Source organism: Suttonella indologenes, from assembly GCF_900460215.1.
In the GTDB taxonomy this organism is placed as follows: domain Bacteria; phylum Pseudomonadota; class Gammaproteobacteria; order Cardiobacteriales; family Cardiobacteriaceae; genus Suttonella; species Suttonella indologenes.
Genome location: NZ_UHIA01000003.1, coordinates 269,974 through 287,648, shown reverse-complemented (window position 1 = coordinate 287,648; position 17,675 = coordinate 269,974). Strand labels below are relative to the sequence as shown.

The 17,675-nt window shown below is 48.9% G+C and carries 21 protein-coding genes, 1 tRNA gene and 3 pseudogenes; 20 read left to right on the top strand and 5 right to left on the bottom strand.

Going from position 1 to position 17,675, the window contains the following annotated elements:
• The first annotated feature begins 85 nt into the window (after nt 1–85).
• Genes DYC63_RS01800 through lipA form a run of 4 tightly spaced genes read left to right on the top strand, consistent with a single transcriptional unit; the run spans nt 86 to nt 3,172 of the window.
• On the top strand, nt 86–865 hold the full coding sequence (locus DYC63_RS01800) for a segregation and condensation protein A (RefSeq protein WP_115217663.1): 780 nt from the start codon (nt 86–88) through the stop codon (nt 863–865).
• Entirely contained in the window at nt 862–1,395 is a 534-nt protein-coding gene (scpB, locus tag DYC63_RS01795; protein ID WP_115217662.1) for an SMC-Scp complex subunit ScpB, read from the top strand. Before DYC63_RS01800 ends, scpB begins: the two co-directional genes overlap by 4 nt.
• Nucleotides 1,379–2,170 (top strand): pseudouridine synthase, encoded by a 792-nt coding sequence (locus DYC63_RS01790; protein ID WP_115217661.1) that lies wholly within the window; start codon nt 1,379–1,381, stop codon nt 2,168–2,170. The genes scpB and DYC63_RS01790 overlap by 17 nt, the downstream gene beginning before the upstream one ends.
• A 27-nt stretch (nt 2,171–2,197) precedes the next feature.
• Nucleotides 2,198–3,172, top strand: coding sequence for a lipoyl synthase (gene lipA / locus DYC63_RS01785; RefSeq protein WP_115217660.1), 975 nt, complete (start codon nt 2,198–2,200; stop codon nt 3,170–3,172).
• Between the two features lie 543 nt (nt 3,173–3,715).
• On the opposite strand, the gene DYC63_RS01780 is transcribed toward lipA, so the two are convergent.
• On the bottom strand, nt 3,716–4,231 hold the full coding sequence (locus DYC63_RS01780; protein ID WP_115217659.1) for a MarR family winged helix-turn-helix transcriptional regulator: 516 nt from the start codon (nt 4,229–4,231) through the stop codon (nt 3,716–3,718).
• Nucleotides 4,232–4,302: 71 nt separating this feature from the next.
• The gene (gene infA / locus DYC63_RS01775; RefSeq protein WP_115217658.1) at nt 4,303–4,521 is read right to left on the bottom strand and encodes a translation initiation factor IF-1; all 219 of its coding nucleotides are present in this window, start codon (nt 4,519–4,521) and stop codon (nt 4,303–4,305) included.
• A gap of 123 nt (nt 4,522–4,644) precedes the next feature.
• On the opposite strand from infA, the gene gcvT reads away from it, so the two are divergent.
• From gcvT to DYC63_RS01730, 9 genes are all read left to right on the top strand, one after another.
• Nucleotides 4,645–5,745 (top strand): glycine cleavage system aminomethyltransferase GcvT, encoded by a 1,101-nt coding sequence (gcvT, locus tag DYC63_RS01770; RefSeq protein ID WP_115217657.1) that lies wholly within the window; start codon nt 4,645–4,647, stop codon nt 5,743–5,745.
• Between the two features lie 8 nt (nt 5,746–5,753).
• The gene (gene cysE / locus DYC63_RS01765) at nt 5,754–6,431 is read left to right on the top strand and encodes a serine O-acetyltransferase (protein ID WP_115217656.1); all 678 of its coding nucleotides are present in this window, start codon (nt 5,754–5,756) and stop codon (nt 6,429–6,431) included.
• Entirely contained in the window at nt 6,424–7,569 is a 1,146-nt protein-coding gene (locus tag DYC63_RS01760) for a cysteine desulfurase family protein (protein WP_115217655.1), read from the top strand. The genes cysE and DYC63_RS01760 overlap by 8 nt, the downstream gene beginning before the upstream one ends.
• Nucleotides 7,566–7,886, top strand: coding sequence for a HesB/IscA family protein (locus DYC63_RS01755; protein ID WP_115217654.1), 321 nt, complete (start codon nt 7,566–7,568; stop codon nt 7,884–7,886). The genes DYC63_RS01760 and DYC63_RS01755 overlap by 4 nt, the downstream gene beginning before the upstream one ends.
• Nucleotides 7,887–7,895: 9 nt before the next feature.
• Nucleotides 7,896–8,945, top strand: coding sequence for a DUF2333 family protein (locus DYC63_RS01750; RefSeq protein WP_115217653.1), 1,050 nt, complete (start codon nt 7,896–7,898; stop codon nt 8,943–8,945).
• Nucleotides 8,946–8,947: 2 nt separating this feature from the next.
• On the top strand, nt 8,948–9,403 hold the full coding sequence (locus DYC63_RS01745) for a hypothetical protein (RefSeq protein WP_115217652.1): 456 nt from the start codon (nt 8,948–8,950) through the stop codon (nt 9,401–9,403).
• Complete coding sequence (locus DYC63_RS01740; protein WP_115217651.1) at nt 9,400–10,302, top strand: hypothetical protein; 903 nt, start codon at nt 9,400–9,402, stop codon at nt 10,300–10,302. Before DYC63_RS01745 ends, DYC63_RS01740 begins: the two co-directional genes overlap by 4 nt.
• 65 nt (nt 10,303–10,367) lie before the next feature.
• A tRNA-Leu gene (locus tag DYC63_RS01735) sits at nt 10,368–10,454 on the top strand.
• 92 nt (nt 10,455–10,546) lie between these two features.
• Nucleotides 10,547–11,938: an N-acetylmuramoyl-L-alanine amidase gene (locus DYC63_RS01730; protein WP_115217650.1), complete on the top strand. Its 1,392-nt coding sequence runs from the start codon at nt 10,547–10,549 to the stop codon at nt 11,936–11,938.
• 38 nt (nt 11,939–11,976) lie between these two features.
• On the opposite strand, the gene tsaE is transcribed toward DYC63_RS01730, so the two are convergent.
• Nucleotides 11,977–12,396, bottom strand: coding sequence for a tRNA (adenosine(37)-N6)-threonylcarbamoyltransferase complex ATPase subunit type 1 TsaE (tsaE, locus tag DYC63_RS01725; protein ID WP_115217649.1), 420 nt, complete (start codon nt 12,394–12,396; stop codon nt 11,977–11,979).
• Between the two features lie 174 nt (nt 12,397–12,570).
• On the opposite strand from tsaE, the gene DYC63_RS01720 reads away from it, so the two are divergent.
• The 4 genes from DYC63_RS01720 to DYC63_RS01705 all read left to right on the top strand — a co-directional run bounded on the left by DYC63_RS01720 (nt 12,571) and on the right by DYC63_RS01705 (nt 14,987).
• Nucleotides 12,571–12,927, top strand: a complete 357-nt coding sequence (locus DYC63_RS01720; RefSeq protein ID WP_115217648.1) for a roadblock/LC7 domain-containing protein — start codon at nt 12,571–12,573, stop codon at nt 12,925–12,927.
• Between the two features lie 75 nt (nt 12,928–13,002).
• A complete protein-coding gene (locus tag DYC63_RS01715) occupies nt 13,003–13,995 on the top strand; it encodes a hypothetical protein (RefSeq protein ID WP_115217647.1) in 993 nt (330 codons plus the stop codon).
• Between the two features lie 29 nt (nt 13,996–14,024).
• Nucleotides 14,025–14,555: a GTP-binding protein gene (locus DYC63_RS01710; protein WP_115217646.1), complete on the top strand. Its 531-nt coding sequence runs from the start codon at nt 14,025–14,027 to the stop codon at nt 14,553–14,555.
• Between the two features lie 9 nt (nt 14,556–14,564).
• Nucleotides 14,565–14,987 carry a roadblock/LC7 domain-containing protein gene (locus tag DYC63_RS01705; protein ID WP_115217645.1) on the top strand — a complete coding sequence of 141 codons (423 nt, stop codon included), beginning with the start codon at nt 14,565–14,567 and terminating at the stop codon, nt 14,985–14,987.
• A gap of 101 nt (nt 14,988–15,088) precedes the next feature.
• Here DYC63_RS01705 and DYC63_RS13630 read toward each other — a convergent pair.
• A pseudogene (locus DYC63_RS13630) lies at nt 15,089–15,247 on the bottom strand (solute carrier family 23 protein); the annotation flags it as partial.
• Here DYC63_RS13630 and DYC63_RS13625 point away from each other — a divergent pair.
• Nucleotides 15,206–15,328, top strand: a pseudogene (locus tag DYC63_RS13625) (IS30 family transposase); the annotation flags it as partial. The pseudogenes DYC63_RS13630 and DYC63_RS13625 overlap by 42 nt on opposite strands.
• Here DYC63_RS13625 and DYC63_RS13620 read toward each other — a convergent pair.
• Nucleotides 15,325–15,663: pseudogene (locus DYC63_RS13620) on the bottom strand (solute carrier family 23 protein); the annotation flags it as partial. The pseudogenes DYC63_RS13625 and DYC63_RS13620 overlap by 4 nt on opposite strands.
• Nucleotides 15,664–15,903: 240 nt before the next feature.
• On the opposite strand from DYC63_RS13620, the gene oppB reads away from it, so the two are divergent.
• A complete protein-coding gene (gene oppB, locus DYC63_RS01690) occupies nt 15,904–16,824 on the top strand; it encodes an oligopeptide ABC transporter permease OppB (RefSeq protein WP_115217644.1) in 921 nt (306 codons plus the stop codon).
• On the top strand, nt 16,821–17,675 hold the full coding sequence (locus DYC63_RS01685; protein ID WP_115217643.1) for an ABC transporter permease: 855 nt from the start codon (nt 16,821–16,823) through the stop codon (nt 17,673–17,675). Before oppB ends, DYC63_RS01685 begins: the two co-directional genes overlap by 4 nt.

Genomic DNA, 17,675 nt, shown 5'->3' with positions numbered 1-17,675 from the left:
TGTTTCTCTGATTGGGATTTAGTCGGCATAAATTGCGGTAAGTGTGAGTGTAAAACGGTATAATGCGCCATTTTTTGAGGGTGGCGTGCAGCAGCAGATTTTAGTATTCGGCGAACCTGTGAAGACTTTGCCCAAAGATTTGTATATTCCGCCCGAGGCGTTGCGGGTTTTGCTGGAAACCTTTGAAGGGCCTCTGGATTTATTGCTTTATCTGATCCGTAAGCAGAATATGGATATTTTAGATATTGAGGTCAGCCTGATTACCGAGCAATATTTGGCGTATATGGAGATGATGCAAGCCCTTGATATCGATTTGGCGGCGGAATATTTGCTAATGGCGGCGACTTTAGCCGAGATTAAGGCGCGCATGATGCTGCCGCAACGTCATGATGCGGAGTCGCAGGAGCCTGATCCGCGGGCGGAATTGGCGGATCGTCTCTTGATTTATGCACAGACCTTGCAATTGGCGGAGCGTTTGGCGGATTTGGCGCGCTTGGATGCCGGTTTTGCTTTATCGGCGCAGCAGGCGCCGGCAGGCATTGTGCCGATTATTAAGCCGGCACGCGATGTGAATAAATTGCAGCAGATGTTGGCGGCGATTTATGAACGGCAGGCTTTGCGGCGTGCGCATGAGGTGGAGCGCGAGGCTTATTCTTTGGCGGAACGCGTGGAAATGATGGAAAATCGTTTGCAGCATCAGACAGGTTGGCATGCTTTGCAGGGCTTTTATCATTCCGATGAAGGGCGTCCGGGCTTGGTGGTCAGTTTGATGGCGATGCTGGAATTGGATCGCGCGCAGGTGTTGGAGTGGCGGCAGGAAGACGCTTTTGCGGAGGTGTTATTACGTGCGAGGCAGGCGGCATGAGTTTGGCAAATCGCATTGAGGCATTGTTGTTTACCCGCGATACGGCGTTAACGGTTAATATGCTGGCCATCGCTTTGCAGGCGCAGGAAGCGGAGATTGAGGCGTCTTTGCAAGACTTGGCTATGCGTTACGAGAACTCGGCGATGCGCTTGGCGAAGGTGGCAAGCGGTTGGCGTTTGCAGTTAAGAGAAGCGTATTTCGCCGATATTTTAGCTTTGGCGGAGGCGCAGCCGCCGCGGTTTTCACGCGCCTTTTGGGAAACTTTGGCGTATATTGCTTATCATCAGCCGGTTACGCGCGCGGAGATAGATGCAGTGCGCGGGGTGGTGACAAGCAGCGGCATTTATCGCCAATTATTCGATTTGGAATGGATTGAGGTTGTCGGGCGGCGTGAGATGCCCGGCCGTCCGGAGTTATTGGCGACAACGACGGTTTTTTTAGATGATTTTGGCTTGGCAAGTTCGGCAGATTTGCCGCCGATGCCGAATTTGACGGCTTTAGAAGGAAATGAAGATGAAACAAGAGTATGAACGCATTCAGAAATTTCTCGCAAGCCGCGGTATTGCTTCGCGGCGGCAGATAGAAGTGTGGATTGAAGAAGGGCGTTTGCGCGTGAACGGCAAGCCGGCGGAGATTGGTCAGCGCGTGAGCGGGCATGAGAGTTTTAGCCTTGACGGGCGGACGCTGCGTGTGGCGGCGGAACAGGAATCGCCGCGTATGGTTTTGATGTATCACAAGCCTGTGGGCGAGATTTGTACACGCAAAGATGAAGAAGGGCGTCCGACGGTTTTCCGCCGTTTGCCGCGTATTCATCAGGGGCGCTGGGTGGCCATCGGGCGTTTGGATATCAATACCGCCGGTCTGCTGCTCTTTACCAATGACGGCGCTTTGGCGAATAAATTGATGCATCCCAGTACCGAGATTGAGCGCGAATATTGGGTGCGCGTGGCAGGGGAAGTGAATGAAGAAACCTTGCAGGCACTGCGCAAGGGCATGATGTTGGAAGACGGCTTCGCCAAATTTGACGATATTCAGCCTTTGCAGACTTTGAATGATGACGACACACAATACAACCGCTATTATTCCGTGGTGCTGAAAGAAGGGCGCAATCGCGAAGTGCGCCGTCTGTGGGAAGCGGTGGGCTGTCAAGTCAGCCGATTAAAACGCATTCGCTACGGCAATGTGAGCTTGCCGAAATCTTTGCCTGCCGGCAAACATCGTTTGCTTGAGCCGCGAGAATTGTCTGATTTAATGGCATTAGTGCGTACTAAGCCTGTGCGTGATAAAATGCCGCGTCCGCGCTAAGTCTATAAAAACACTTGGAGAATCATCATGAGTGAAGCAGAATCCCCGATTGTTCATAAGCCCAATGCGATGGGTGTTAAGCGTAAAGGGGCGGATAAAATCCGTCAAATTCCGATTAATGTCGAGCATGTCGGGCAAGAGCGTTTGCGTAAACCGAGTTGGATTCGGGCGAAGTTTCCCGGCGGGCCGGAGGTTGAGCGGCTTAAGGGTTTGATGCGCGAACAGAAATTACATAGCGTCTGCGAAGAGGCGAGTTGTCCGAATTTGGGCGAGTGTTTTCGTGTCGGGACGGCGTCTTTCATGATTATGGGCGATATTTGTACTCGTCGTTGCCCCTTTTGCGATGTCGGGCATGGGCGTCCGAATGCTTTGGATGAGAATGAGCCGCGCCATTTAGCGGAAACGGTCAGCAATTTGGGTTTGTCGCATGTGGTGATTACTTCCGTGGATCGCGACGATTTGCGCGACGGCGGTGCGGCGCATTTTGCCGCCTGTGTCCGCGAAATCCGCGCGTTGGCGCCGCGCATGACGATTGAGATTTTGACGCCGGATTTTCGCGGTCGCGAAGAAATCGCGCTCGAGATTCTGCTGCAAACGCCGCCGGATGTGTTTAACCACAACATGGAAACCGTGCCGCGTTTATATGAGGCGGTGCGTCCCGGCGCGCATTATGGCAATTCATTGAAATTATTGAAAGACTATAAGGCGGCCTGTACGAAAAAAGTGATTTCCAAATCGGGCGTCATGGTCGGATTGGGAGAAGAGAGCGATGAGATTTTGCAAGTGATGCAAGATTTGCGCGCGCATGATGTCGATATGCTAACTATCGGGCAATATCTCCAGCCCTCTCAGCACCATTTGCCGGTCAAGCGTTATTACACGCCTGAAGAATTCGAGATGTTTGCCGCCAAAGGCAAGGAAATGGGCTTTATTCATGTCGCCTCCGGCGCGATGGTGCGCTCTTCCTATCATGCCGATATGTCGGCAAAAGAGGTCTTGTAGTGATTATTGGAGAAATGGAAAGGCGGTACAAGACGAGTTAGTGCTGTAAGTTTTTTCAATGATTCGAGTGCCAAACCTATGTTTGCTTAAGAGAAAATAAATAAGGACAAAATATAGTCAATTCATGACAAATACGAACATTATATTTTTAACCTTAGCTTAGGCGTTTATGCCGGAAAGCACTCGCATGACAAATTGTGTTGGATATAAATATCTAAACTACTAATTTATAAGGATTAGGTCGGATTCTTGAATCCGACAAATTTATATTTTAAGTAATGTCGGATACAAGTATCCGATCTACCCGATTGAAAAAAATGATTAATTTTGCCATGAATTGACTATAAAACTTGTCCTTATTTATTCTGAGCATTGCAAAGAAATAAGAGGGTATCGGCTTTTATTTTTCTCTAGGGTTTGTATAGTATCTTAACTTCAAAATGAGACTTAGAGATACGCATTTTGTCAGGAGAAGCGCTTAGAATAATCTCATTTTGAAGTTAAGAGACTATATCTGCCGTTTTGATATTGTACATGAAGCTTTTAGGGAAAAGGCGTGTTTTCCAAGCGTTGAATGAGTTTGCGTATTCCTCTTTCCATAATTTGAATTTCTTCTTCGCTGAGGTCTTGCCACATATGTTTGCGTACTTCGGAGAGTTGCGGCGTGATTTGTTCCATGAGTTTGCGTCCTTCTTCCGTAATGCGCAGTTTGACGCTACGGCGGTCTTCGGCGCTAATTTCGCGGACGACCCATTCGGTCGAGACTAGACGATCGCCCAAGCGTGTGGCGCCGGTGCGCGTGATGCTTAATATATCGCTGATTTCTGAGGGTGTAAGGTAGCCTCTGAGCGAGCCGTAGAGCAAGGTGAGCGTAAAATATTCCAAGGTGCTCATATCGTATTGCGCCAACCATGTGTCGTAATAATGATAGGCGGCGCGGCTGAGGGTTTGCAAGAGGCGGAAATTGAGCAGGGTGCCGGGTTGGTAGTCGTAGTCGGGAATATGTTCGCGAATATTTTTTAACGCATCTTCAAAAGATTGGAGGGAGAGATCTATCATAATAATGTCTTCTTTTTGCGGTGGTATGTTTTCTTATTTTGGAAAAAAAGCCGCCTTGGGCGGCTTTGGGATTATTTTTCACGGAAAATAATGCGTCCTTTGCTGAGGTCGTAAGGCGTCATTTCGACTTTGACCTTATCGCCGGTGAGGATGCGGATATAGTGTTTGCGCATGCGGCCGGAGATGTGGGCATTGATTTGGTGTCCGTTTTCCAATTCAACGCGAAACATGGTGTTGGGTAGGGTTTCAATGACGGTACCTGTCATTTCAATATTTTCTTCTTTAGACATTTTTTCCTGTGTATTAATAAAAAGCCGCGCTATTTTAAAAGCGTAAATAGAAAATATCAAATTTTTTCAGTTAAAAATTGCTTCAGCATGATATGCTAAGTTTTTGATTTGCAGGAGCGTAAGATGAGCGATAGTTTACACACGGCTTTATATGATCAACATGTGCGCTTAGGCGCAAAAATGGTGGATTTTGCAGGATATGCCATGCCTGTGCAGTATGGCGGCGGGATTTTGCAGGAGCATTTGCATACGCGCGCGCAGGCGGGTGTGTTTGATGTTTCGCATATGGGGCAGGTCTTGCTGAAGGTCAGCGCGGCGGAATTGGAGTCGGTGTTTCCTGTGGATACGGCGGATAAGGCGCTTGGGCAGCAGATGTATTCCTTCCTGCTGAATGAGCAAGGCGGCGTGGAAGATGATTTGATGATTACGCGCCGCGAAGCGGATTTTTATGTGGTGCTGAATGCTTCGCGCAAGGATAATGATGTGGCGCGTTTGCGTGCGGCTTTCGGTGAGGAACGGGTGCAGTATTGGCAAGATCGTTCTTTATTGGCTGTGCAGGGGCCGGCGGCGGTAGATGTTTTGAGTCAATGGCAGCCGCAGGTACGCGAATTGGGCTTTATGCGCGGTGGGGAGTATTTGTTTGACGGCGTGGCTTGCTGGGTCAGCCGCTCGGGTTATACGGGCGAGGACGGTTTTGAAATCTCGATTCCCGAGGCTTTTGTCGAGACTTTTTTTGCGCGTTTGCTGGCGGATAGCCGCGTGCTGCCGATTGGTTTGGGCGCGCGCGATTCGCTACGTCTGGAAGCGGGTTTGTGTTTGTATGGGCAGGATTTGCGCAGCGATGTGTCGCCTTTGGAAGCGGGCTTGTTATGGGCGATTGCTAAATCGCGCCGTCCCGAGGGGGCAAAAGCAGGTGGCTATTGGGGCAGCGAGGCTTTGGCGGCGCAATTGGCGACAGGTGCGGCGCGCAAACGCGTGGGGCTGCGTCCCGAGGGCAAATTGCCGGTACGCGCGCATACGCCTTTATTTGATGCGCAGGGCAATGCGGTGGGCGAGGTAACGAGCGGCGGTTTTGCGCCCAGCGTGAATGCGCCGGTGGCAATGGGTTTGGTGAGTGCGGAGGCGGCAGCTGCGGGAACGGTATTGCAGGCGCAGGTGCGTGGCAAATTGTTGCCGATGCAGGTAGTGAATATGCCTTTTGTGACAAAACGCTATCAATCTTAAGGACGGTTATGCTTTGGTGGAATTTATTGCGCGAGGATTTTCGCACGGTTTTTGAGCGCGATCCGGCGACGCGCAGCGTGTGGGCGGTTTTATCTTTGCACTCGGGTTTTTGGGCGGTGGCGGCGTATCGCCTGCAGCATGCGATCTGGCATAGTGGTTGGCATTGGCTGGCGCGTTGGTTGTCGCTCTGGAGCCGCTGGTTTACGGGGGTGGAGATTCATCCTGCGGTTAAAGCCGGCAGACGCCTGTTTATCGATCACGGCATGGGCATTGTGATTGGCGAGACGGCGGAATTAGGCGATGATGTCAGTATTTATCAAGGCGTTACCTTGGGCGGCACTTCTACCGCCTTGGTACAGGGCAAACGCCATCCCACGATTGGCAATAATGTGATTATCGGCGCCGGCGCGAAGGTGCTGGGCGCGATTACGGTTGCGGATAATGTGCGGATCGGGTCGAATGCGGTGGTGGTCAAGCCCGTACCTGCCTATACCACGGTGGTGGGTATTCCCGCCAAGGTGGTGGCGAGCCGCGAAGAAGAATGTAAGAAATTTGAAGCCTATGCGCAGGGCGGCGATGTGGTTGATCCGGTATTGAATGCGATTGAGCAGCTTAGTCAGAGAATCGAGGTGTTGGAGGCGGAGAATCGCGCTTTGCGCGCTGCCGTGGATAAAGCACATGACTGATTGGGCGTATTTTGATTACAGTGCCAGCACGCCGCCGGATGCGCGCGTTTTGGCGAGATTTCAAGAGTGTGCGCAGCGTTATTTTGCCAACAGCGGTGCGGCGCATGATTTGGGTTTGGCGGCGAAGCGGATTGTCGAGCAGTCGCGGCAGGAATTTGCACAGGCAATCGGCGCGCAGGCGGCGGAAATTGTGTTTACCAGCGGCGCGACGGAGGCGGATAATTTGGCTTTAAAAGGCGCCTGTCTGTATCAGGGGGCGAAAAATCCGCGCCTGATTAGCCTGCAAAGCGAGCATAAAGCTGTGATTGATACTGCCGGTGCATTGGCGGCAGCGGGTGTGGCGGTGGAATTTCTGCCCGTTCAAACAAGCGGTTTGCTGGATTTGGCATTGCTGGAACAGGCATTGCAAGCCAAGCCGACGACATTGGTCAGCGTGATGGCGGTCAATAATGAAACCGGTGTGGTGCAGCCTTTGGCGGCGATTGCGCAATTGGCGCATCGTTATGGGGCGAAATTGCATGTCGATGCGGCGCAGGCTTTGGGCAAAATGGCGGTCGATGTGCGGGCTTGGGATGCGGATGCGGTGAGTTTTTCGGGACATAAAGTCTATGCGCCGCAGGGAATCGGGGCTTTGTATGTGCGGCGTATGCCGAAAATGCGTCTGGCGGCGCAATTGCATGGCGGCGGTCAGGAACGTTCGAGACGTTCCGGCACTTTGCCCTTGCCTTTGATTGCCGCTTTTGCGCAGGCGGTGCAGTTGTCGGCGCAGGAATTGCCTTCGCGCAGCGCGCTTGTGCGTGCTTATGCCGAAAAATTATTAGCCGCTCTGCCTGCTGTTATGCAACATAATGGTAATCGCGATTGGGATTTTGCTCTTGAAAAGGGCGGTGCGTTGCCGCATATTTTGAGCATTGATACGGCGCGTCCTGCGGCGGAAGTCTTGGCGGCGGCAAATGCGGCGAAATTGGCATTGTCGGCAGGTTCGGCTTGTCAATCGGCAGCAGATGAGGGTTCGCATGTTTTGCAGGCAATGGGTTTGCAGGCGGCAGCGAATCGTTCAATCCGTATTAGTCTTTCGCATTTGACGCAGGCGGCGGAAATCGAGCGTTTGGTGCAATTTTTGCAGGAGTTGAGATGATTTATTTGAGTGAGGCAGCGCAGCAGCGCGTGCGCCGCTTTGTGGCGAAGCAGGCGGGCGCGATTGGCGTGCGTGTGGCGGTGAAGCGTTCCGGCTGTTCTGGCTATGGCTATGATATCGAAGTGATTGAGGGCTTGGCGGAAAAGGATGTGGTGTTCGCTTATCCCGAATTTCAGGTGGCGGTGGCGGAGGCGGATTTGCCGCTGTTGCAGAATTTACAGATTGATGTGAAAAAAAACGGTTTGAACGAAAGTTTTAGTTTCGATAATCCGCAGGCGCAGAGCACTTGCGGCTGCGGTACGAGTTTTAGCATATAAGGAAATATTATGTCTTTGAAAGAACAATCGATTGACGGTGCAAAGCGTGTGGCGCATATGTACACACCCGCGGCATGGAAAGCGCATAATTGGCTGTGGCGGATTGCTTTGCTGTTGGGTACGCTCTTGGCGTTGATATTGGTACTGATGTTTTGGTGGAGCCGTGAGCCTAGCGAATTTTCGGTCGAAGAGGCGGCGACGGCTTACATTCCGGCGGATGCTAAACCGGTGGTGGGTTCTTATTTGGTCGGCACCAGTATCAAAACTTTAGATATTATGCTGAACAAACCGGGCGGATTTTTGAAAAACGATGTGATGCCGCCGGGCGTGCTGATGGATAATATCCCGCAATGGGAAGCCGGTGTGCTGACGCTGATGCGCCAAACCAGTTTGATGTTGAAGGACGAATTTAGCCGCTCGCAATCGCAGTCGACGCAGCCGGAAATGTTGGCGCAGGCTAATGGCGCGCTGAATATCGATTTTGACAAATGGATGTTCCCCAGTGCCGAAGACGAGTATGAAAAAGCGCGGCAGAAATTAATCCAATATGCGGTGGAGTTGAGCGACGGCAATCCGAATAATGCCCAATTCTTTGCCCGTGCGGATAATTTGGCAAATTATTTCGGCTTGATATCGCGTAATTTGGGTGATATTGCCCAGCGTTTGTCGGCAAGCGTGGGCGATGCGGTGGTCGCGCAAAGCGCCGCAGGCGAGGCAATCGCCAAGCCGAATACGGTGGCGGTGCGTCAAGAGCGAACGCCGCGCTTGAAGGTGGATAACAATTTCTATTTTGCGCGCGGCTACACATGGGCGCTGCTGCATCAATTGCGCGCCATCCGTCATGATTTTGCCGTGACACTGGAGCAGAAAACCGCTTTGGCTTCTTTGGATCAAATCATTGCCGAATTGGAGAAAGCGCAAAAACCGGTTTGGAGTCCGATCATTTTAAATGGGCGCGGTTTCGGCTTTACCGCCAATCATTCATTGGTCATGGCATCGTATATCTCGCGTGTGAACGCCGCTTTGATTGATATTCAAGCTTTGCTGCGGGCGGGATAAGTATGTCGGTATTTGATCAACATAAAAACGGCGTCGCGCCTCAGTTTGCCGATATTGAAGCGCAGGGTGCGCAAATGCGTGCCGCGCGTCAGCGGATTGCGGAGGCATTGGCGGATTTGGCGGTTGCCCGCGCTTTTGACGAATATCAGCGCGCCAGCAGGGCAGGGCAGATTGAAGTCACGGATTTGGACGGCGACTGGATTTATCCGCTGGCGCATTATGCCGCCGAAGAACGTCAATCCGATGAAGCTTTGCGCCTGCTCAACGGCTTTAGCCACCTCCATGCGCAGCACGACGATGTGGTGAAAAATTATGTATTGGCAGCGGAAATTATGCAGCGCGATTTCGGACAAGATGCGGATGCCCTGCAATTATTGCAGCGTTTGGCGCAGCAATATGCCGAGCATAAAGATGTCGCTTTAATTCAACAACTGCAATCGCGTTTGGAGGCACAATGAAAGGTTTATGGTTAATGCTTGCCTGCGGATTTTGCAGTGCCGCTTATGCACAGCAGCAGACGGATACGCAGGAATTGGCGCGCGCGCTGGATGTCTTAATCGCCGCTTATAACGGTGCGCAGCAGGAAATCGCCCGGCAAGAGGGTAAGCCGGCGGCGACGATTTCGCCGCAGCAAAGTCAAGCCTTGCAGACAGAAGTGAATGAGGCGCTGCAAACCTTGACGGGATTTGCCGATAATCTGCGCCAAGGGCAGGTCAATCAGGCGGCGGATTATTTGCAGAATTTGCAGGCGCAAATCAACCGCGCAAGCGGAAATCATGGGCAGCAATTGGCAGAAGCCGCGCAATATTTACGCCGCGGCGGTCATGTGTATCAAGAATGGCAGGCCAAGCAGGGCATATCGGATATTACTCAGGCAAACGCCGCGCAAATCGAAGATTTAGTCAATGCGGCGCAAAAAGAATTGGCGCAGGGCAGTCAAACGGAGCGCAAAATTGCTCAGGCGGTATCCGGTTTATGGGGCGTGTTGAAAGTCTTTGATAAAGTTGCCAATGCCCCCGAACCTTATGCTGCAGAGCAACAGGCAATGCAGCAGGAAATCGCCGCTTTAAAAGCCTTGGCGGAACAGCAGGGCATTTCAGGTGCTGCGCACAGGCAGGCGGAAGGATTACTGCAATTGCTAAAACTGCGGGCAGCGGAGCATAGCATCAATATGATTGAACCGCAGGCGGATAAGCAATTATTGCACAGCTTGGAAGCGGTCTTGCGTCAGCCGCAGGCGATATTCAGTCCTCAGCAATTTGCTGCCGCCGAGCGCTTGTTGGCACAATTGGGCGATGATTTTCGCGATAGCCACCGCTTGTGGAATGCGCAGAAAAATTTATTGATACGACAATAAATAAGCGGAAATTCCAAGAAAAGGCTTGACCTCTTTTAGGCAAGGTATATAATTGCCGCCTCTTGGCCCTGGTGGCGAAATTGGTAGACGCAAGGGACTTAAAATCCCTCGGTAGAAATACCGTGCCGGTTCGAGTCCGGCCCTGGGCACCAGAATACGAAAACCGCTGAATCGCTTCAGCGGTTTTTTTTCTGCTCAGAATAAGCGATAATCTCGGTTCATTTTGCGCTGAGGCTTATCTTTCATGTATTGGAAAAAACCCCTTCTTCTCGTGTTGCTGTGTTGTGCAAGCATTGTGCAGGCGGCGACTGTCTCTAACATCCGCTATAACCGCATGCCGCAGAAAGTGCAGCTGGTTTTGGATACCGATGCGGCCATCCCTTTTCAGCAATTCAGTTTGGCGAATCCGCCGCGCATCGTATTGGATTTTAAAAACGTTCATCGCAGCGGGCGGGCGGGATTAGTCGTCAATGAGGGTGCGGTTGCCGGCGTGCGTTCGGGAATGCGCGATCCGAATACCTTGCGCGTCGTCATCGATTTAATCGCCACTGCCAAAGCAAATATTTATACCCTGCCGCCCGATCGGCAGGACGGTAATCGTATTGTGGTGGATGTGTATGATTTTGAGAGCAATCCTGCATTAACCCTCACTTCTATCGATGAAAGCATGCCGAATGTGATTTTTTCAGGCGCGGCTTTGGAAGATCAAGGTAGTAGTGCGACTGCAAACACCCAAGCCAATCAAAATCCCATTGCAAGAGTTGCTCCTAATCACAACGCTCAGCACAATGCTGTCGCTGCTGCTTTGCCCCCCGCAACGATTGCCGCTCCTGCGCAAACGACCGTGACCATTGAGCGGGAAGTTACCAGTAATGGTTTGGTACAAAGAAAAGTGGAAGTCAGTACCCCGCCTTTGATTAATAAGCGCGATATTGTTGTTTGTATCGATGCAGGGCATGGTGGAAAAGATCCCGGTGCCATTAATCAAACATTGAATCTGCGTGAAAAAGATTTGGTATTAGCAATTTCTAAACGCTTGCAAAGACAATTGGATACCATGCCGGGTTATAGGGTGGTTATGACGCGTAACAATGATATTTTTATCCCGCTACGTGAGCGAACAAATATTTGTCGGCGAGCCAAAGGAGATTTATTCGTATCTATTCATGCCGATGCCGTCGAAAGAAGCGAGCCTAGCGGTTCCTCGGTGTATATCTTATCCACTACCGGTGCCACCTCGCAGCTGGCACGCTATCTTGCCAATTCTGAAAACGCAGTAGATTTAAAATGGGGTGTTGATGTAGAGAAATATGATGACGATATACAGGCTGCTTTATTGAACATTCAGCAGGAAGCGACTTTGGAATCCAGCAATATTCTGGCAAGCAAAACCATATCGGAGTTGGGCAAAATCGGGAAAGTACATAAAAGACATGTAGAACGGGCGAATTTCACCGTTTTGCGCTCGCCGGAAATACCTTCCATGCTAGTGGAAACCGCCTTTATCTCTAATTTGAGCGATGCCAAATTATTAGCATCGCAGGCCTATCAAGAAAAATTAGCGCGTGCGATTGCCGGCAGTATCGATGCCTATTTCCGCGAGCATCTGCCGCAGCACATGCTTTTGGCTAGATGATAATGAATATCATTTATTTTACTTGCAAAAAACTGACATTATTTGTCAGTTTTTAAATTTAAAAAACGCTGACTGCCGTTAAACGTCAGTGTAATGTCTAAAATAGCTGGCGGTAAGTAATCACCGCCTTTTTCAGGCCATTCAATAAAAATCCAATCGGCGCGATTTTGCCATTCATCCACATCAAGATAAAGTAATTCATCTGCTGAACTTAAACGATACAAATCGGCATGAATGGCAATTTTCTGATTGGGTAAAACGTATTCATTGACCAATTGGTAAGTTGGGCTGTTTATAATATCCTGATATCCTGAGTTTTTTAGCCACTCTTGAACAAAAGTGGTCTTGCCTGCGCCTAAATCGCCACGTAAGTAGATAACCGCTTGAGGATAAGTTTGAATAAATTGAGCGGTCATTTTTGATAACTTTTTGATTTCATTTACATTTATTTGATTCATGGCTTTTCCTTAATCTGTGCGTCCAGTGTATCGCATAAACGGGATATTTTTTTATGCTTTTTTGGAATAAGAGTAAGATTATGAAAAATAATGAATTATAAAACATGGTATTAAATTCGCTTTTGAGCGAATGCCCATTTAGGCACATTCAAATTAGTTATTACAGAGGTTATTATGGCAAGAATTGACTTAAGCTCATTGACAGATATTGACGGTTTCAAAGCAGTTGCATTAGTAGATTCAGACAGTGGTCTGGCTTTGGCAACCGAAGGTTCAGGCATTGATTTGGAATTGGCTGCAGCCGGTAACACGGAAGTATTAAACGCAAAACGTCGCGTTGCCGCTTCTCTTGAATTGCATGACGATATCGATGATATCCTTATCTCATTAGGTAAAGGATATCACTTGATTCGTCCATTAGAGCGTAACAGTAAATTATTCTTATATTTGGTATTGGATCGTTCGCGCGCGAACTTGGCGATGGCTCGTCACCAATTGCGCGGCTTCGAAAAAGATCTTGATTTTTCATAAAAACTTGTATATTGGAACCTCCCATTTATCCATGGGAGGTTCTTATATTGATATTAAGCCACTACGGAATTCATCATGTCTGACAAAAAACGCATTTGCTTACTGGGTTTTGCTCAAGAAGCGGAACAAAAAATCAAAAATATTATTCAAAAAAATGTTGGTTCGCAAACTTTTGAGTGGGTGCCCGCAAATGATAAAAATTTAGATGGCGTAGTGATTAATGCCGGTTTTCTAGAAGCACCCCAAATTCAAAAATATATCGGCATGATTAAATGTCCGATAGTATGTGCGCATGCTAATGCGGAGGGAGCAAATTTGGCTGGTCGCTCACAATTTCACAGCATAGCATGGACAGACGAGCAGGCAGATGCTCAACTGTGGACGGCAAAATTAATGGGTGAAACCATTGCCGACCCGATCGTAAAAACAGAAACTGTTAATCAAACTCAAACAGCAAAAACGCCGAATAAAACCGCATCACACATGTCAGCTGATGCAAATGGCGATATATTGAAAAAAATACGCCGCAGTGAAAATATTGTTTTGCATGCGATAAATGGCGATAATTCTACTTGGATTAAGCCTGCGGAAGGTTTGGTCTATATCAATTATCCGCGTGAGAATGTTCCGGGTTATGATTTGTGGAAATGGAAAGAAGTTAAAACTAATGAAATCCCCGCATCAGCACGTCAATTAAGAATTGATGTATGGTTATTTGAAACCTTATGGCAATCTCATCTGGACGGCGCTGAGCATATCAATAAAAATGCGCATTTTCGTTTACTGCGTTGGCCACAGCCTTTAGGGCGCAACGGACGTACGGAAGCTTTGCGCTTGGCTGCTTGTGTACAATCATTCCCTATTGATATTAAAATGTTGCAAGAGAAGACGAATTATCCTTTAGAGCAAATTAATCGTTTTCTTTTTGCAAGTATTTCATCAGGATATATTGAAGAAGTAATTGATCCTGTAAAACAAACAGTTGCACAACGCCCACAAATGGATGAAGCAGAAAAACGAGAAAAACGTAGCTTATTGCAGCGTTTTCGTGCGAAACTTGGTCTTTAATGAGTCACATTTAAGTAGAAAATATTTATATGAAAGAGTTTAAAATTATTTTTGCCGGGAGTATGGGTGCTGGTAAAACGACAGCTATCCAGTCCTTATCCGATAAGGAAGTTGTTTCCACTGATGTTGAAAATACTGATACAAAATCGCACAGTAAATTATTGACTACCGTAGGCATTGATTATGGTCAAATTCTATTGCCGCCGGATGTTAAAATCGGTTTATACGGCACACCGGGACAAGAACGCTTTGAATTAGTATGGCGGATTGTTACAGAAGGCGCTTTGGGCGCTATTATTCTTGTGGATTCTTCAAGCACTAAAGCTCCTGAAGAATTGCCTTATTATGTCGAATATTTCCATAAGCATAAAATGGATAATATCGTAGTAGGGCTTACGCATACTGATTTGCCCGGCTACTTATCTCAAGAGCAAGCCTTAGAGTCATTAGCAAAGAAAAAACTTCAGTTCCCTGTATTTGAAGTAGACTCAAGAGAGAAAAACGATGTATTATTACTTGTTGAAACTTTAATTGCCTCTATTGAAGCTCAAATTTACTAAGGAAAGAATATGGCTACACTTGAACAATATCGCAACAGTGCCTTCGTAAAATATTGCGAAATGGCATTGGATTCATTTTTATCAGAAACGCATGGCGTAAAACATGTGCTATTGGCTACTCCAGACGGCTTTTCAATTGCTTCGCAAAGTAGCGACGGCGGCACCTATAGCGCAGAAAACTTGGCAGCTGTCGGAAGTACATTGTTTTCACTCGGCAGTTCGGTAGGCGAGCAAATGGGGCAGGGCATGTGTCGCTCAATTACCATTGATAATGATAAGGGTAAGGTTTATATCTATTCTATTGATGGCGGAAAAGGTAAATCTCTGATTCTTTTGATTGAAGCGACTCAGCAGTCGATGCTTGCACATATTTTGCACGGTTCGCGCAAATTAGCCGAATCGATTAGCAAGCGTATGTCATTGATCGGATAGTTATCATATACTCAAAATAAAATAAGGGCTGCAAAAAGCAGCCTTTATTTTTTGTTGAAAACAGGCTTTTATAGTCGATTCATGACAAATACGAACATTATATAAGGATAGGCTTGTTCGCCGCCGGCTTGCCCCATTGCCATTTCGCTGGCGACTTTGGCAACCGACAAGCCGATGACGATAATCACAGGCTCGATGACCACCGGCGGCAATAAGCGGTGTACCGCCGCTATAGTCGGAGAAGTGAAAAAGTAGTACAAGGCGGCGAGCCGCAGACAGTACAAGAGCGTACGGCAAGGCGAGCCAACGCCGTAATAGTTTTTCAATTCTTTGACTATAGTCCGCGCCATTTAATCAGGGCGGCAAAGATATAGTCTCTTAACTTCAAAATGAGATTATTCTAAGCGCTTCTCCTGACAAAATGTGTATCTCTAAGTCTCATTTTGAAGTTAATGTACTATAAAATACATAAATCCGGCGGCAAACAGCCCGAACATGGTGCCGCCCATACCCCATTCGTTGAGCGCGTAAATAATCGGAGCGATAAAAGCGAAAGAGAAGCCTAAAAAATCGGCACTTTTCGCTTGGTCAATAATTGAAACAGCAAAGTGCCGATACCTGCGCCGAGTAGCGCCATCGAAGGATTAAGTCCGGTGAGCAGCGAGACGAGAACCATTGCGCCGAAAGCGACGAACAGAATTTGCGCACCGGCGACAGCCTGTTTAAGTGTTTGCATAAGTATTCCTTTTGCTAAAAAGCGCTCGCCTTCCTGCAATATTGCGACGGAATTTGTAGGAAAGGCGGTAAATTATAGCGGTTTGCTGACAAAAAAGGGCAGTTTTTCATTGAGCATAAGGCTAGGCATCATCGGTATTTCAGGCTATGATAGCCACCTTTTTATAAATAGAGTAAGACCATGTTCCGCTATGTTATTCGGCGCTTATTCGTCGCCGTGCCGACTTTGCTTATTATCATCACGATGGCATTTTTCATGATTCGGGTCGCCCCAGGCGGGCCTTTTGATATGGAACGCACCTTACCACCTGAAATTCAAGCCAATCTTAATGCCATGTATCATTTGGACGAACCGCTATGGCAGCAATATCTGCGCTATTTGGGCAGTATTGTGCAGGGCGATTTCGGGCCTTCTTTCCAATATGCCGACCGCACGGTAACGGAACTCATCGGCTACGGTTTTCCCGTCTCGATGAAACTCGGCTTAACCGCCGTATTGATTGCCGTGCTTATCGGCTGCCTACTGGGCACAATTGCCGCTATCCGCCAAAACAGCGTGATTGACTATTCCGTGATGACTGCCGCCATGACAGGCATCACCATTCCCAATTTCGTGATTGCACCCTTGGTGATTTTGATTTTTGCCGTTTATTTGGGCTGGCTGCCGGCGGGCGGCTGGGGAAATTCATGGAAGCAAATGGTCTTGCCGGTGCTGACTTTAGCCTTGCCGCAAATTGCCTATATCTCGCGCCTGATGCGCGGCTCGATGATTGAAGTTTTGCGCGCCAATCACGTCCGCACCGCGCGCGCCAAAGGATTGTCCGAAATGCGGGTTATTCTGCGCCATTGCTTAAAACCGGCATTGATGCCGGTCGTCAGCTATCTGGGACCTGCCTGCGCAGGGGTGCTGACCGGCTCGGTAGTCATCGAACAGATTTTCGGCATTCCCGGCATCGGACGCTATTTCGTCCAAGGCGCGCTCAATCGGGATTACACCCTTGTGCTGGGCGTGGTCGTTTTTTACGGTGCCTTGATTGTGCTGTTTAATTTATTAGTCGATTTGGCCTATGCCTATCTTGACCCTAAAGTGAGATTGTCATGAATCATAGTGAAAGCCTGTTACAACACGCGCTGCGCCGCTTTTTTTCCAACAAAGCGACGCTTGCCGCACTGATTTTGCTGATTGCCTTAGTACTATTGGCAATCCTAGGACCGCATCTGCGCCCCTATGAAATCGATGAAATCTTTTGGGATGCCTTTCAAGCACCGCCTTCTATAGAAAGCGGACATTGGTTCGGCACCGATGCCAACGGACGGGATTTATTTGTCCGTACCTTATACGGCATGCAGATTTCGCTTTTGGTCGGACTCTGCGCTACCAGCGTCAGCTTATTAATCGGCGTTAGCTACGGCGCGATTGCCGGCTATGCCGGCGGGCGTACCGACAGCATCATGATGCGGGTCGTCGATGTTCTGTATTCCATGCCCTTTATGTTCTTTGTGATTCTGCTGATGGTCTTTTTCGGACGCAATATCTTTTTGATGTTTGCCGCCATCGGCGCGGTGGAATGGCTTACCATGGCGCGGATTGTGCGCGGTCAGGCAATCAGCTTGCGGCATAAAGAATTCGTGCAGGCGGCGGAAGTCTTGGGCGTGCCGACCGGCGCGATTCTGCGCCGCCATATCGTGCCGAATACGCTCGGAACGGTCGTCGTCTATGTAACGCTGACCATTCCTTTGGCAATTTTGACCGAAAGTTTTCTGAGCTTCTTGGGCTTGGGTGTGCAAGAACCCATGACTAGCTTAGGCGTGCTGATTTCCGAAGGCGCCAAGCAGATGGAAAGCGCGCCGTGGCTGCTGGTCTTCCCTGCGCTATTCCTTGCCGCGATGCTGTTTTGTTTTAATTTTATCGGCGACGGACTACGCGACGCCTTCGATCCTAAGGAGCGTTAA